The following is a 13,709-nucleotide window of genomic DNA, read 5'->3' as shown; positions in this document are numbered from 1 at the left end:
TGATACTGTTGGGACTTCTGCTTGCGGCCTGTGCCGCGACATTCGGCGTCATTCGGTATGAGGAGCATAAGGAGGTGATCCGGAACAGCGATGCCATCGTTTTGGAGATCGACAGCGACGCTGTGCAGACACTGTCCTGGGAATACGGGTCCGAAACACTCGCGTTCCACAAAGAGGACACATGGCTTTATGACGGGGATGCGGCATTCCCGGTGGATGAGGAAAAGATGCAGGAGAGATTGGAACTGTTTCGGGCTTTCGGCGTTTCCTTTATCATCGAAGACGTGGAGGATTACGGTCAGTATGGCCTGGATAAACCGATCTGCACCATCCGCCTGTCAACGGCGGATGAGACCTGGGAGATCCTGCTGGGCAATTACAGCAGCATGGATTCGCAGCGGTATGTCTCCGTTGGGGACGGAAACGTCTATCTGGTGCAGAATGATCCGCTGGACTATTTTGACGCCGGCCTCAGCGATATGATCGATCACGATGAAACGCCGGATTTTGACAAAGTGACGGGGATCCGGTTCGCCGGTACGGAATCGTACAGCATCACCTATGAGGAGGACAGCGGCAACACCTACTGCGAGGAGGATGTATACTTTGCGGAACGGGCGGGGAGCCTGCTGCCGCTTGATACATCCAGAGTAGATGCCTATCTGCAAAAAATCAGCGGACTGAGCCTGACCGATTATGTGACCTACAACGCCACGGCGGAGGAGCTGGAGGCCTGCGGACTGGATACGCCGGAGCTCACGGTCACGGTGGACTACACATATGAGGACGAGGCGCGCAATGAGATCACCCAGACCTTTGCCCTCCAAATCAGCCGGGACCCGGAGAAGCAAAAAGCCGCCGAAGAAGCCTCCGATCAGGAGGAAGGTACTGACGAGGAGGAGATCACGGCATACGCAAGGGTGGGAGACTCCCGGATTGTCTACCGGATCACAGCGAATGAATATAAGGCGCTGATGGACGCCTCCTATGACGCGCTCCGCCATCTTGAGGTGCTCTCCGCAGACTTTTCTGACGTCATGCAGCTCGATATCTCCCTGGAGGGGGCCGCATACAGCATAACTGCCGAAGGGAGCGGAGACGGCCACACCTACTCCTATTTGGGGGAGGAATTGGAGATCGGCGATCTCCAGAGCGCGCTGGAATCCCTCAAGGCCGAGAGCTTTACAGACGAACGCCCAACGCAGAAAAAGGAGATCGGCCTGACCGTCCATCTGGACAATGAAAACTACCCAGAAGTCCGGATCGAGCTGTACCGGTACGACGGAACGAACTGCCTTGCGGTGGTGGATGGGACGCCGGTGTCCCTGGTGGCGAGAGCCGATGTGGTCGATTTGATAGAGGCTGTCAATGAGATCGTTTTGAACTGACCCCGCGCGGCGCCGGGCGGAAGGCATAGGCGCGGATCATCCTGAGAGAGCGGCTTTGGTGCGGACCGAAGCCGCTCTCTGCCGTTTACGCGGGGGATGCCCGCGGTCGGCCCGGAAGCTGCTGTTGCATTTCAGGGAAAAGAACGATATAATATCACCAATCGACGCGGCACACGGACGCAACGGCTGCGGCGTCCTGATTCGGATTGAGCGCAAGCGAGGAGGAAACCTCATGCCCATCATTTCCATCATCGTTCCCGTCTACAAGGCGGAAGCTGTTCTCCCCAAATGTGTGGAGTCCGTACTGGCACAGACTTTTCAGGACTGGGAGTTGCTCCTCATTGACGACGGCTCCCCGGACGGAAGCGGAGGGCTCTGTGACCGATACGCAGCCGGAGACGGACGTGTGCGGGTGTTCCATAAGCCCAACGGCGGGGTGAGTTCCGCCCGGAACCTGGGGATGCAGGCGGCGGCGGGGGAGCACATTCTTTTTGTGGATGCCGACGACTGGATCGCCCCCGAGCTGTGCGCTACCCTGCTGGATGCGCTCCGTTCGGGGCAGGCCGATACCGCGGGGTGCGCCCACTGGAATGTGCGTCCGGACGGGGAGAAGTGGGCTGAACCCGGCGCCATGCCGTCGGGGGTGTACGGCTCGGAGGAGATCCGGAGGGGGGTGGTGGACCGGCTTCTGGGCAGCCGCCTTGGAAAGCCGGGCGAGGTCCTTAACGGATACATTTGGCGCTTCCTCTTTTCCAGGGCCATCCTCGCAGAGCACGACCTGCGTTTTTCCGGCGCTTATCTGGAGGACGAGCTGTTTCTGATGGAATACTTCTGCCTTTCCCGGAGGCTGGCAATGGTGGATGTGCCCCTGTACTACTATCTGCAAAATCCGGCCTCCGTGACCCGGAATTACCTCCCGGATTATATGGATACCTTCCGAAAATTTTATGCGGATAAGAGCGCCCTGGCGGCCAGGTACGGGCTGGACGACGACGATCCGGAGTGGAGAGAGAGCACCTGCTGGGCGGGGCTCCTCATCGCCATAGGCAACGAATTTGCCGCCGGCAATCCGGCCACCATGCAGGAGAAGAAGCGCAGGGTGGCGGCCTATGCGCTGGAGAGCGAGATGGCGGAGGCGATCCGGAAGCTGAAGCCCCGGGGCCTGGGACGGAATAAGCAGATCGTCGCCAATCTGGTGTGCCGGCGGTGGTATACGGCTCTGGCCCTGATGTACAGTCTCAAGAACCGGTAAGAGGAGGCGTTTCCCTTGGAGATGATGGAAAACAGCGCGGTGGGAGGACTTCTGCTGCGGCTGTGGTATGTGTTATACGGCTGGTATGAGGAGAGCGGCCTGGCCAGGTTCCTGCGGGGGGTGTCCCGCGTGTGGACCCGCTGGTTTCACGCAAGCGCCGTTATGAGCCTTCTGGTCCGGGAGGGGGTCCTCCCCAGGGCATGGCGGGACAGCCTGATCTGCCGGGCAATGGAGACGCTGCTCAATCTCCCGGCGGCGCTTCTGCACTGGACTTACCGAAAGTTCCGGCCGATATTCGACAACAGCGTGTGCGCCCTTATGGCCTTTGGGGCGGGGGAGCAGACGCCGGCGGCCATCGGCTGGCTGATGCTGGCGGTCATGGTGGTGCCCTACGACAACTGGGACAATCGCTACTCCCTGATGGGCTTTGTTCTCATGGCGCTGCTTTTCCTGGCGGGCGGTATGCGCAGCCGGGCTCTGCGGCTGGACCTCAAGAGCGTAGGGCCCTATGCGGTCATTTTTGCCGGGGCGGTATGTCTGGCCTGGCCGGTGTCCTATTCCTCGGCGCTGTCCCTGCGCTTCCTCTTTTTCCATCTGACCGGTATGCTCTGCGTGGCGGTGACAGTAAGCAGTGTGGAGCGCCCGGGTCAACTCAAGCGCTTGGCGGGATTTGCCTCTCTGGCCATGTTCTGTACCGGGGCCTATGGCATCGTGCAGCGTATCCAGGGGGTGGAGGTCAACTACTCCTATGTGGACCCCCTCCTCAACGAGGGGATGCCGGGCCGGGTGTTCTCGGTCTTTGAGAATCCAAACGCCTTTGCCGAGGTATTGGTGATGCTCATTCCTCTGGCGGCGGCGCTGGTGCTGTGCAGCAAATCTGTCTGGGGCCGCCTGGGGGCGCTGTGCGCGGCGGGTGTGGGTATCATGGCTTTGGGCATGACCTATTCCAGAGCCAGTTGGATCGGCGCGGTGGTGTCGGCGGCGGTCTTTGTATTCCTGTGGAACCGGAAGCTGATCCCAGGGCTGATCCTCCTGGGCCTGCTGGCGCTTCCCATGCTGCCGGACACTATTTTCAACCGGATCCTTACGATTTTCAACCTGAAGGACAGCTCCACCTCCAGCCGCTTCCCACTGTATCAGGCGGCTTTGGAGATGATCCGGGAACGCCCTGTCCGGGGCGCGGGGCTGGGTACCGATGCGGTGCGGCTGGCCATCAAGGACCTGAACCTCTATCACGGCACGGCGCCCTTTGTCCACGCCCACAACCTTTATTTGCAGATCTGGCTGGAGACCGGCCTCATTGGCATCGTGTCTTATTTGGCTACCATGATCTCCGGGGTCAAGGCAGCGTCCAAGGCGGCAAGGCTCCACTGCCCCCATGAGGTGCGCCTCATCACCATTGGCGCCGCCGCCGCCGTGGCGGGCATCCTGGTGGACTGTCTGGCCGACTACCTGTGGAATTATCCCCGCGTCATGGTGATCTTTTGGTTTGTCTTTTCGGTGATGCTCTCCGGCGTCAAGCTGGCCCGCCGCGCCGTCGCCCAAAAGGGGGAGCCGGGGGGGCCGCGCCTGTGAGAAAGCGCCTTCTGGTCTCCGATATGGACCATACCCTCCTCAATGAGCGGGCTCAGCTTGACCCGGAAAATCTGGCGGCGATCCGACGGCATGTGGAGGGAGGCGGGCTCTTCACCGTGGCCACCGGCCGCGCACCCGCCGCCATCCGGGTCTTTCCCGAGCTGCTGCCGTGGATCAATCTGCCTGTGATCACGGGGAACGGCGGACAGGTGGTGGACCTGAGCGACCACGACAGGGTCCTTTACCGCGAGACGCTTCCGCCGGACGTGTATCCGCTGATGGCGGAAGCGCTGGAGCGGTTTCCCAGGATGGGGGCGGTGGCCTATTATAAGCTGGACAGTTTCTGTGCCTTTCGGGTCAACACCTACGTGGAGGACCTGATCGCAAAGGAACAGCGGCCGGCGGCGCCCGCAACGGTGGAGGATTCCTACAAGCCCTGGAATAAGACCCTGATGACCGAGACGCACGACTATATGCGCGCGGTGCAGGCGTGGATGGACCCCCGCATCACCGGCCTGGCCCGCACGGTCTTTTCCGAGGATACCTATCTGGAGATCCTGCCGCGGGACGTCTCAAAGGGCAATGCCCTCCGGGTACTGCTGGAGATGAAAGGTATTGACCCGGCAGAAACGGTGGCCATTGGAGATGCCCCCAACGACCGGGAGATGCTCCGGCTGGCGGGTCTGGGCGTGGCGGTGTCCAACGCCGCGCCCGAGCTGCGCGCAGTGGCCGATGAGACGGTCTGCTCCAATGAGGAGCATGGAGTAAAGATGTGTCTGGAGCGTTTTTTTGAGTCGTGAAAAGGACCGCGTACCAGTATTATGGTACGCGGTCCTTTTGGATTCCGGTTCAGCCGCTGACCATCCAGCCGGGGAGCCTGACGGGCCCCATCAGCTTCAGGATGCAGAAAAACACGCCAATGGCCAGCAGAATATCGCCCAGACTGGCAAACCCTCCGATCAAAGGGAGTGGGCAGTGGAGTATGTCGCCTAAAAAGAGGAAACGGGTGTCCGGTCCGGCGAGGCAGTACATGGGGATATCACCGTTCAGAAGGGAGGAGACCCCTTCGGGAGAGAGCTGGGACAACGCGCGGGAGGAAACCGGCATGCGAAAATGGTTGGAAAAGATGACCAGAGCGTTGCAGAATCCGCCCAGACCTGCAAAGATCGCGGTTTTGTGAAGGTGCCGATTGAGAAAGACGAAGAGCAGCAGAAGAAGATAGGAGAGCGCCACCAGCAGGGTGGCAAGGGAGGGAAGAAGAGGCAGTGCGCCTTGCAGCAGCAGAGCGGCCACCGGAAGCAGGAGCGCCCGCACTCCGGCGCGCTCAAAGCGGCTCAGCCGGCCTCCTGTACACCAGCCGACCGCCAGAGAGCAGAGCACGGCGGCCGTCAGCATGCGGAACCCGCCTCCTCGGGAACCGGAGCGTCCCCCTCCAGTGCAAGCTCGCCCCGCTCGCTCATGCCTGCCACCACTTCAGCCACTTGGGGGTGGAACTGCTTGCCGGCCTCGGACCGCAGAATCTCTGCCGCTTGGGCGGGGGTGCGGCCCTTGCGGTAGGGGCGGTCGCTGGTGATGGCGTCATAGGCGTCCGCCGCCCCCAGGATATAGACCTCCAGCGGCACCTGATCTCCGGCGGTGCCATCGGGATATCCGCGTCCGTCGTAGAACTCATGGTGGTGAAGGATCAAGGGGATGAGCTCCTGATAGGCGTCGATATTGCGCAGGATATCCACGCCCTGCTGGGGGTGACGCTGGATGATCGCCCGCTCCTCGGGCGTGAGGGCCCCCGGCTTCTGCAAAATCGAGTCGGGGACGCCGATTTTGCCGATGTCGTGGAACAGCGCGGCATCGGAGAGCAGACGAATGCGTTTTTCAGGGAGCTTCATCGCCTGAGCGATGCGGACCGTATAGGCGGCTACCCGGCTGGAATGGCCCAAGGTATACGTATCCTTGGCCTCCAGCGCGGCGGCAAAGGCTTTTACGATGCTGTACTGCTGCCGCTGGCCGTCGAGATAGAGCTTGAAGGAATACCGGGCCAGGAGGACGGGCAGCATGAAGAGCAGGGCCAGCCAGGCTCCGTTCTGCATGCCCAGCAGCATGGCCAGAAAGTAGCCGATGGGCGCGGAGCAGACGATGCTGGGGACCAGACCTCCAAACATGAGAAAGACGGTGGGGAACGGCTTCATGTTCTGACTGATCATGTAATAGACCATGATGACCACCACGTTGGCCGCCATGGAGAGCACGATAAAGAGGGCCGCCGGAAGCAGCACGTCGGGGAGAACGATATCTCCGGGGATGCCGTCGGCGGCATAATAGGCAAGCCCGGCGATGGCGTAGGAGATACTGTGATTGCCCAAATTAAAGAGTGTTTTGACAGGCGAGGTGTTGAGAATATGGCTGTATCCCTTGCCGTCGGGAGCAGGGACGACCACCAGCGGATAGGTGATCAGATTGATGACGATGGCGGCCTCGGGGCCCATGACCAGGATAGAGGCCAGCACACTGATGAAGGAGAGATCCACGGTACAGTCGTCACGCACATAGAGAGGGAGACAGCAGCAGACCCAGCACAGCAGGGTCAGCGCGACAAAAACACCGATCTCATGGCCGGTCCATGGCTGCGCGCGGAAAAAGAAAAAGCGCCTTGCGGAAGAGAGACTGATGACGAGGCCGAGGGCGCCGATAAGAATCATATACCACTTTATGACAGAACGCATAGGTGCCTCCTGTAAAGCAGGGCGCCGGGGGAGGGGGCAGCCGGCCGCTACCGGCTGCCCGACTCTCGCGGCGGATAATGGGGGTGCGCGGTCAGCGGATGTTGAAGTAAGCGCCGCCGGCCAGGATCAGGGAAACCAGGGAAGTAAGGGCCATCATGAACTTCGCCTTTTTCATCGAATACAGCCTCCTGTGACAGTACTCTGTCAACCGCTAGAGACAGGCTATATCCGCTTCGCTCAAAAAGAAGCCGCTCAGGCGTTCCGAAAGGTGGAATCCGCCCGGGGCAATGTGGGAAGACGCCGGTTTACAGCGTCCAGCGTGGCCATGACCACGGAAAAATTGGAATCCTCTCCCTCATAGCAGGCGCCGAGAAGCGCCTCCGTCTTACCGCCGGATTTCAAAAGCAGTCCCACCAGCATGGCCTGGTGTTCGCCCAGTGCGGTGGAGCGAACTTCCTCCACCGAGAAAGAGCTGCCGGGAGCGGGGAGCTGGTTGAGAGCATCCACGGTGGCCAGGGCGATGGAACGCAGCCGCCCCGTGGTGGTGAGATCACATTTGGCCTTACCGATAAAGACCTTGTCCTCCAGCAGAAGGTGAACAGCGGCGGAGGAACCGTCCCGCCCCGTGGTGAGCTCCAGCCGGTCACAGATCAGCCGCCCCCGGCTGCCGGCGATGGCGCCGGGGACCTGGGCCACGCTGATGACGCGATGGTCCAGCTCCACCTGAAAGCGGGCCAACATGGCGGACTGCACATCGCGGACGATCTGCTTGGGATTGCGGGACTGATCGGAGAGAATATGGACCTCTCGGATCGCACCGTTTTCCAGACTGAACTCCACGCCCAATATACCGGGGAGCTGAGTAACCAGCTCTTTCCAGGCCAGCGTGCGGGAGTCTTCATGGATCTGTGCGCTCATGCCTTCCCCTCCAATGTTAAGATGGACTATAAAATAATTATCAGCTTGTCATAAACAAGAACAAACCTTATTATACAGAGTTCGACCAAGTCATGCAATAGAAAAAGGGATATTATGTCCACAAATTCGGTGAGGAAAAACTTTCCTGTGACCTGCATAGAATGGTGGGGAAGAAAGGGGGGCTCGGCATGGAGCAGCGCTTTGCGCTGGACGGGGGGGTGGGAGCGCTGTCCGTCCGGGAGGAGGGGCCCAGGGCGTCCATTGCGGCGGAGCGTCCCGACGACGGCCGGGGACTGTACAAAGCCTACTTGCGGGGCCGGGGCGGCAGCGTCCTTCTCGGCACGATGACGCCGGAGAATGGGAGACTTTTGGTCCGCCGCACCTTCTCACTGGACGAGCTGCGCCGCCGAGGAGCCTGGCCGGTTCTGGGCGGCGCGGCTGAACTGGCGTTTTCCTTTCGGGGCGAGGAGACGCCTCCACAGGGTTGGGTTTGGGAGGAGGGGGACGGGCTGGAGCTGGGGGAGCGGACGCTCCGGCAGTCGGCTTCCCGGCTGGGACGGATCCTGTGCCGACGGGAGGGGGAGGAACTCACACTGGCATGTCCGTTTGAACCGGAACGGGAATTTCCCTTTCCGGAGCTCTTCTGTCTGGGGCGCATCGAGGGTTTTGGGGGCAGGCGCTTCGTGCTCTTTTCTTTTGACAGGCGTGGCCGGCCCATCCTGCGGGAAACATGAATAGCGTTCCTTTTCAAGGGCATACTGTGGATGCAATCTTGATAAAGGAGGTATCCGGAATGGCAAATCTCACCAGTAAAGAACTGTCCGCGCTGGAGGACCAGCTGGGCTTTGAAAAGGTCCTGTGCTGCAAATATCAGGCCGCGGAGCAGGAGTGCACGGAGCAGGATCTGAAGACCTGCTTCCGGCAGTATGCGGAAAAGCACAAGCAGAACTATGACTGCCTGCTGACCTATCTAAACTAAGGAGGACACCCCATGAACGATCAGGAGCGCATCACCGACCTCATCCTCACGGAGAAAAAGATGACCGGAAACTATGATACCTTTGCCTCTGAGTGCGTCAACGTCAAGCTGCGGGACGACTTTCTCCGCATCCTGCATGAGGAGCACATGATCCAGAGCGACCTCTTCCAGAAAGCCCAGTCCAAGGGCTGGTATCAGGTAGAGCCCGCCGCAGCCAGTAAGGTCCAGCAGGCCGCCGCCAAGTTCCAGAATCAGAAGCCCCAGTAAAAGCCAGGGGGACCGCTGCGGCGGTCCCCTTTTTGATTGCCTGTATGGGTGAAATATGATAAACTGAGAAAAACGCGAAAAGGGGAGTCCGTATTGAAAAATAAAAAGCTGCTTTTGGGGCTGGCGGCGCTGGTCATTGCCGCCGTGGTGCTGCTGATGATCTATCGGACATTCGCACCCAGGCCTGTGGCGGGTGAGAAAACCATCACGGTGGAGATCACCCACGGGGATCAGAGCACGAAGACCGTCGTACTGCGCACTGCGGCCGAACACTTGGGCGACGCGCTGCGGGAGCAGGAGGGGCTGGTATCCGGAGAGGAGGGGGCCTATGGCCTCTATATCAGGACGGTGGACGGCGAGACGGCCTCCGATGAGGACCGGACATGGTGGTGTATCACCAGAGACGGAGAGGAACTGCCCACCAGTGCGGACAGCACTGTGATCGCAGACGGGGAACAGTATGGACTCTCCCTGCTGACTTACTGATGAAGGGGATGCGTTTGAGCACCGGGAGGCTGGTGCTCTTCGCCTTGCTGGGCGCGATTCTGGTGGGGCTCCAGGTGGCGATGGCGGCGCTTCCCAATGTGGAAGCGGTGTCTCTGCTGGTCATGGTATATACAGTGGTATTCGGCGGAGCAGTGGCCTACATCCTTTGTGTCTTTGTCGTGCTGGAAATGCTGATCTGGGGGGCTGGTACCTGGGTCATCAGCTACTTATATGTGTGGGCGGTGCTGGCTGTCTTGGCCTGGACCCTGAGAAAGATGGACTCCCGCCTGGGCTGGGCCATCCTGTCCGGCGGCTTTGGCCTGGCCTTTGGGGCGCTGTGTGCGCTGGTCTATCTGCCTGTGGGAGGGTTCCGGATGTTCGCCGTCACCTGGGTGGCAGGGATTCCTTTCGACGTGCTGCACTGTGTCAGCAATTTTGTCATTGCCTTTTTCCTGTTTGCGCCTTGTCGGAGGCTTCTGGAGCGGCTTTGGGAACAAGCGGCTCAGTGAAGTACGTCTGCGCGCGGGAAGAGACGCCGTGCAAAGCGGGGGGCCGCGGGATATCCCGCGGCCCCCTTTGCTTCCTCAGCCCCTGGCGTCGTATCTATTTTGTACAAAATCCCACTTGATGAGATCGAACCAGGCATCCACATAGTCTGCCCGTCGATTCTGATAGTCCAGGTAATAGGCGTGTTCCCAGACGTCAATGCACAGGAGGGGCCACTGCCCCTGGGTGATGGGGCAGTCTTGGTTGGGGGTCTTGACAACGGAGAGCCCGCCGCCGTTGCCGCAGACGAGCCAGGCATAGCCGGAGCCGAATTGCCCCATAGCGGCCTCCTTCATACGGAGCTTCCACTCCTCATAAGAGCCGAAGGCACGGTCCATGGCCTGGGCCAGCGGACCGCAGGGGTGCCCGCCCTTACCGCCCATGCAGTCGAAATAGAGGTAGTGGTTATACACGCCGCCCCCGTTGTTGCGGATGGCGGTGCGCTTGGGCTCGGGGATTTGGTCCAGGGTCTGCAAGAGCTCCTCCAGGGACAGCCGCTGCAGCTCCGGGCAGTCGGTGAGCGCCTTGTTCAGATTGTCCACATAGGCTTGCAGGTGCTTGTCATGGTGAAAGTGGAGGGTGGTTTCGCTGATCTCGGGCGAGAGCGCGGTATAGCTGAAGGGCAGGGGGCGCAGCTCGAAAGGATAGGGCATGGTAAAGACTCCTTTTTTCAGATGATTGTGTTTTCCCTGGGTTTGCAGTATACTACCTTATATCTACTATGATTTCTATTTTACTGGAGAAAATACCATGACAGATTATTTTCATCTGAACGCCGCACCGGATGAGATTCGGGCGATCAGCAATCTGGGCCTTGCCCATCTGGGAGACGGGGTCTACGAGCTGATGGTGCGCTCCTGGCTGTGCCTTCACGGGAAAGCCACCTCCAAAGGGCTCCACCGGGCCACGGTCCACTTTGTGGCTGCACCGGCCCAGGCCGCCATGGCGGAAAAAATCCTGCCGATCCTTACAGAGGAAGAGGCGGATGTGTTCCGTCGTGGCCGGAATACCAACCCCCACTCCATTCCCAGGGCCGCCAGCCGGGAGGAGTACCAGACCGCCACGGCGGTGGAGGCGCTGTTCGGATATCTGTATCTCCAGGGGAAGACGGAGCGCCTCAATGCCCTCTTCACCCTGATGATGGGGGAGTGACGCATGGCCCTGGACGCGATTTGCCTCACCGCCGTGGTGGAGGAACTGAGGAGGACCCTGGAGGGGGGGAAGATCGACAAGATCTACCAACCCAGCCGGGATGAGGTGGTCATGGCCATCCGGGGAGCGGGGGAGAATGTAAAGCTACTTCTCTCCGCAAGCCCCAACGGCCCACGGATGCACCTCACCAAAGAGGTGCGGGAAAATCCCGCACAGCCCCCCATGTTTTGCATGCTGCTGCGCAAGCACCTCACCGGAGGGCGCATCCTGGCGCTGGAGCAGCCGGAGCTGGAGCGCATCGTTCTCCTGCGCCTGGAAGTGGTGGACGAGCTGGGGGACCGTGTACCCCGGACCTTGGTGCTGGAGGCCATGGGCCGCCGGGCCAATCTGATCCTGCTGGACGCAGAGGGACGGATCCTGGACTGCATCCGCCGGGTGGAGGGGGATGTCACCACCGGGCAGCGCGGCGTGATGCCGGGCCTGTTTTATCATCTGCCGGAGCCGCACCCGGGGTTGTCCCCCCTCCTGGAGCGGGAGCTGGACTTTCGCTCCGACGGGGAGAGTCGAAACGAGTCCCTGCAGGAAAAGGCGGAGCGCCTGCGGGAGGCCGTGGGGGCGGAAGGATATGTGCCTTACCTCCTGCTGCGGGACGGTAAGGGCGTGGACTTCAGCTTCCTCCCCATTTTGCAGTATGGCCCAGGTACGCAGCTGAGGCGGTACGAGACCTTCTCCCGGCTGCTGGACGACTTTTATGCCGCCCGGGGCACGGCGGAGAGGGTAGGTCAGCGGGGCCAGGAGCTGCTGAAGGCCGTGAAACGGGTCAGAGAGCGGGTGGAGCGCCGTGTAGGGCAGCAGGAGATCGAGCGGGAGGCCACTCGGGACCGGGAGCGCAAGCGGGAATTGGGAGATATCCTCACCAGTAACTTCTATGCGCTGCGAAAGGGGATGAAGTCGGCCTGCCTCACCGATTATTATGACCCGGAGGGCAGGGAGACGGAGATTCCGCTGGACCCGCTGCTGACGCCCCAGCAGAATGCGGCGAAATACTACAAAGAGTACAACAAGGCCAAAACGGCGGAAGTGGTGCTGGGAGAACAGATCGAGAAGGGGCGCCGGGAGCTGGAATATCTGGACAGCGTTCTGGAGGCCGTTGCGCTGGCGGAGGGCGAGCGGGATCTGATGGAGATCCGGCAAGAGCTCACAGACACGGGATATCTCCGCCGGAGCGCCAAGGCGGCGTCCCGTATGAAAACGGCCGCCAAGCCCATGGAGTTCCGGTCCACCGCAGGGCTTCGTATCTCCGTGGGAAAGAACAATACGCAAAACGACGCCCTTACCACCAAGCAGGCGGGGAAGGGCGATCTGTGGCTCCATACGCAAAAGATCCACGGCTCCCATGTGATTCTCTGGACCGGCGGGCAGGTGCCCGACGCCAAGAGCGTGGAGGAGGCGTCTGTCCTCGCAGCTTGGTTTTCTCAGGCCAGAGGGGGGAAGAAAGTGCCGGTGGACTATACGCCGGTGAAATACGTGAAAAAACCCGCCGGGGCCAGGCCGGGAATGGTGGTATATACCACCTATCAGACCGCCTATGTGGACCCGGACGGAGAATTGGCAAAAAAGCTGCGGGTGAAATAGGGTAAAATGGATATGTATCATATTTTAGTGGTGGAGGACGACCAGGACATCAACCGCCTGCTGTGCCGTATCCTCACCGACGGGGGCTACGACGTACGCCCCGCTTTCTCCGGCAGCGAGGCCGTACTGTGGGCGGAGCAGTATGATTATGATCTGGTGCTGCTGGACCTGATGCTCCCCGGCCTTACCGGGGAGGAGTTCATCGCCCAGATGCGGAAGAAAAAGACGATGCCGATCCTGGTCCTCTCCGCCAAGGCGGGGCTGGAGGACCGGGTCAACGTGCTGCGGTTGGGGGCGGACGACTTCATTCCCAAGCCTTTCGACAATGCCGAGGTACTGGCTAGGGTAGAGGCGCAGCTCCGGCGCTATAAGCAGTTCTCCGCTCCGGCGGGAAGCGGACAGGGGCTGCTGACCCACGCGGACCTGGTCCTGGACCGGGAGTCCGTCCGGGTGACGGCAGCGGGGAAGGAGGTCCCTCTCACCGCGCGGGAGTTTGAGATCCTGGCGCTGCTGATGTCCCACCCCAAGAAGGTGTACACCCGGGAACAGCTCTATGAAAATGTCTGGGGCGGGGAATATTTCGGGGACGACAACACGGTGAACGTCCATATTTCCAATCTCCGCTCCAAGCTGGCGAAGGCCTCGGACCGGGAATATATCAAGACGGTCTGGGGGATCGGGTTCAAAATGAACGATCAGCAGGAAACTTTATGATTTCTTCACCTTTCATTTAGGGGGATTTGTTGACTGTCCCCTATACTGGCATCATGATCCCAAAATAGAAAGGCTGA

16 protein-coding genes are annotated in these 13,709 nt (G+C 60.5%); 12 read left to right on the top strand and 4 right to left on the bottom strand.

Annotated elements, in window-relative coordinates; translation table 11 throughout:
- The first annotated feature begins 8 nt into the window (after positions 1-8).
- The 4 genes from SRB521_RS09900 (at position 9) to SRB521_RS09885 (ending at position 5,015) form a co-directional block, all read left to right on the top strand.
- Entirely contained in the window at positions 9-1,388 is a 1,380-nt protein-coding gene (locus tag SRB521_RS09900; protein WP_242976528.1) for a DUF4340 domain-containing protein, read from the top strand.
- Positions 1,389-1,620: 232 nt separating this feature from the next.
- Positions 1,621-2,640: a glycosyltransferase family 2 protein gene (locus tag SRB521_RS09895; protein WP_116721778.1), complete on the top strand. Its 1,020-nt coding sequence runs from the start codon at positions 1,621-1,623 to the stop codon at positions 2,638-2,640.
- 21 nt (positions 2,641-2,661) lie between these two features.
- Positions 2,662-4,215 carry an O-antigen ligase family protein gene (locus SRB521_RS09890; RefSeq protein WP_242976530.1) on the top strand — a complete coding sequence of 518 codons (1,554 nt, stop codon included), beginning with the start codon at positions 2,662-2,664 and terminating at the stop codon, positions 4,213-4,215.
- Positions 4,212-5,015, top strand: coding sequence for a Cof-type HAD-IIB family hydrolase (locus SRB521_RS09885; RefSeq protein WP_075703639.1), 804 nt, complete (start codon positions 4,212-4,214; stop codon positions 5,013-5,015). Before SRB521_RS09890 ends, SRB521_RS09885 begins: the two co-directional genes overlap by 4 nt.
- A 49-nt stretch (positions 5,016-5,064) precedes the next feature.
- On the opposite strand, the gene SRB521_RS09880 is transcribed toward SRB521_RS09885, so the two are convergent.
- From SRB521_RS09880 to SRB521_RS09870, 3 genes are all read right to left on the bottom strand, one after another.
- On the bottom strand, positions 5,065-5,610 hold the full coding sequence (locus tag SRB521_RS09880) for a DUF5317 family protein (RefSeq protein WP_075703640.1): 546 nt from the start codon (positions 5,608-5,610) through the stop codon (positions 5,065-5,067).
- Complete coding sequence (locus SRB521_RS09875; protein WP_116721777.1) at positions 5,604-6,935, bottom strand: HD-GYP domain-containing protein; 1,332 nt, start codon at positions 6,933-6,935, stop codon at positions 5,604-5,606. Before SRB521_RS09875 ends, SRB521_RS09880 begins: the two co-directional genes overlap by 7 nt.
- Before the next feature lie 252 nt (positions 6,936-7,187).
- Positions 7,188-7,853 (bottom strand): hypothetical protein, encoded by a 666-nt coding sequence (locus SRB521_RS09870; protein WP_052082359.1) that lies wholly within the window; start codon positions 7,851-7,853, stop codon positions 7,188-7,190.
- Between the two features lie 188 nt (positions 7,854-8,041).
- Here SRB521_RS09870 and SRB521_RS09865 point away from each other — a divergent pair, with 188 nt between their 5' ends.
- The 5 genes from SRB521_RS09865 to SRB521_RS09845 all read left to right on the top strand — a co-directional run bounded on the left by SRB521_RS09865 (position 8,042) and on the right by SRB521_RS09845 (position 10,094).
- Entirely contained in the window at positions 8,042-8,587 is a 546-nt protein-coding gene (locus SRB521_RS09865) for a hypothetical protein (RefSeq protein WP_075703643.1), read from the top strand.
- A gap of 59 nt (positions 8,588-8,646) precedes the next feature.
- Positions 8,647-8,832 (top strand): hypothetical protein, encoded by a 186-nt coding sequence (locus SRB521_RS09860; protein WP_033116305.1) that lies wholly within the window; start codon positions 8,647-8,649, stop codon positions 8,830-8,832.
- 12 nt (positions 8,833-8,844) lie between these two features.
- Positions 8,845-9,099 carry a spore coat protein gene (locus SRB521_RS09855; protein ID WP_033116304.1) on the top strand — a complete coding sequence of 85 codons (255 nt, stop codon included), beginning with the start codon at positions 8,845-8,847 and terminating at the stop codon, positions 9,097-9,099.
- A gap of 93 nt (positions 9,100-9,192) precedes the next feature.
- Entirely contained in the window at positions 9,193-9,585 is a 393-nt protein-coding gene (locus tag SRB521_RS09850) for a DUF4430 domain-containing protein (RefSeq protein WP_058117522.1), read from the top strand.
- The gene (locus SRB521_RS09845) at positions 9,585-10,094 is read left to right on the top strand and encodes a hypothetical protein (protein ID WP_058117523.1); all 510 of its coding nucleotides are present in this window, start codon (positions 9,585-9,587) and stop codon (positions 10,092-10,094) included. Before SRB521_RS09850 ends, SRB521_RS09845 begins: the two co-directional genes overlap by 1 nt.
- A 75-nt stretch (positions 10,095-10,169) precedes the next feature.
- Here the strand turns inward: SRB521_RS09845 and SRB521_RS09840 are convergent, their stop codons facing one another.
- Positions 10,170-10,784 (bottom strand): superoxide dismutase, encoded by a 615-nt coding sequence (locus SRB521_RS09840; protein WP_033118901.1) that lies wholly within the window; start codon positions 10,782-10,784, stop codon positions 10,170-10,172.
- Between the two features lie 97 nt (positions 10,785-10,881).
- Between SRB521_RS09840 and SRB521_RS09835 the strand changes: the two genes are divergently transcribed.
- From SRB521_RS09835 to SRB521_RS09825, 3 genes are read left to right on the top strand one after another with little or no spacing between them, the layout of a single operon-like run.
- Positions 10,882-11,283, top strand: coding sequence for a Mini-ribonuclease 3 (locus SRB521_RS09835; RefSeq protein WP_033118902.1), 402 nt, complete (start codon positions 10,882-10,884; stop codon positions 11,281-11,283).
- Positions 11,284-11,286: 3 nt separating this feature from the next.
- Positions 11,287-12,918, top strand: coding sequence for an Rqc2 family fibronectin-binding protein (locus SRB521_RS09830; RefSeq protein ID WP_116721776.1), 1,632 nt, complete (start codon positions 11,287-11,289; stop codon positions 12,916-12,918).
- Positions 12,919-12,924: 6 nt separating this feature from the next.
- The gene (locus SRB521_RS09825) at positions 12,925-13,632 is read left to right on the top strand and encodes a response regulator transcription factor (RefSeq protein ID WP_033118904.1); all 708 of its coding nucleotides are present in this window, start codon (positions 12,925-12,927) and stop codon (positions 13,630-13,632) included.
- The last annotated feature ends 77 nt before the right edge of the window (positions 13,633-13,709 follow it).

Source organism: Intestinimonas butyriciproducens (assembly GCF_004154955.1).
Taxonomy (GTDB): domain Bacteria; phylum Bacillota; class Clostridia; order Oscillospirales; family Oscillospiraceae; genus Intestinimonas; species Intestinimonas butyriciproducens.
The sequence above is the reverse complement of the archived record's forward strand: the minus strand, read 5'-3'. Positions and strand labels throughout refer to the sequence as shown.

What these genes read in the sequence shown, in the direction of transcription:
- SRB521_RS09835 (WP_033118902.1), top strand. Translation starts at nt 10,882, where the DNA reads ATGACAGATTATTTTCATCTGAACGCCGCACCGGATGAGATTCGGGCG.
- SRB521_RS09870 (WP_052082359.1), bottom strand. Translation starts at nt 7,853, where the DNA reads ATGAGCGCACAGATCCATGAAGACTCCCGCACGCTGGCCTGGAAAGAG.
- SRB521_RS09890 (WP_242976530.1), top strand. Translation starts at nt 2,662, where the DNA reads ATGATGGAAAACAGCGCGGTGGGAGGACTTCTGCTGCGGCTGTGGTAT.
- SRB521_RS09860 (WP_033116305.1), top strand. Translation starts at nt 8,647, where the DNA reads ATGGCAAATCTCACCAGTAAAGAACTGTCCGCGCTGGAGGACCAGCTG.
- SRB521_RS09845 (WP_058117523.1), top strand. Translation starts at nt 9,585, where the DNA reads ATGAAGGGGATGCGTTTGAGCACCGGGAGGCTGGTGCTCTTCGCCTTG.
- SRB521_RS09880 (WP_075703640.1), bottom strand. Translation starts at nt 5,610, where the DNA reads ATGCTGACGGCCGCCGTGCTCTGCTCTCTGGCGGTCGGCTGGTGTACA.
- SRB521_RS09840 (WP_033118901.1), bottom strand. Translation starts at nt 10,784, where the DNA reads ATGCCCTATCCTTTCGAGCTGCGCCCCCTGCCCTTCAGCTATACCGCG.
- SRB521_RS09825 (WP_033118904.1), top strand. Translation starts at nt 12,925, where the DNA reads ATGGATATGTATCATATTTTAGTGGTGGAGGACGACCAGGACATCAAC.
- SRB521_RS09875 (WP_116721777.1), bottom strand. Translation starts at nt 6,935, where the DNA reads ATGCGTTCTGTCATAAAGTGGTATATGATTCTTATCGGCGCCCTCGGC.
- SRB521_RS09895 (WP_116721778.1), top strand. Translation starts at nt 1,621, where the DNA reads ATGCCCATCATTTCCATCATCGTTCCCGTCTACAAGGCGGAAGCTGTT.
- SRB521_RS09830 (WP_116721776.1), top strand. Translation starts at nt 11,287, where the DNA reads ATGGCCCTGGACGCGATTTGCCTCACCGCCGTGGTGGAGGAACTGAGG.
- SRB521_RS09865 (WP_075703643.1), top strand. Translation starts at nt 8,042, where the DNA reads ATGGAGCAGCGCTTTGCGCTGGACGGGGGGGTGGGAGCGCTGTCCGTC.
- SRB521_RS09855 (WP_033116304.1), top strand. Translation starts at nt 8,845, where the DNA reads ATGAACGATCAGGAGCGCATCACCGACCTCATCCTCACGGAGAAAAAG.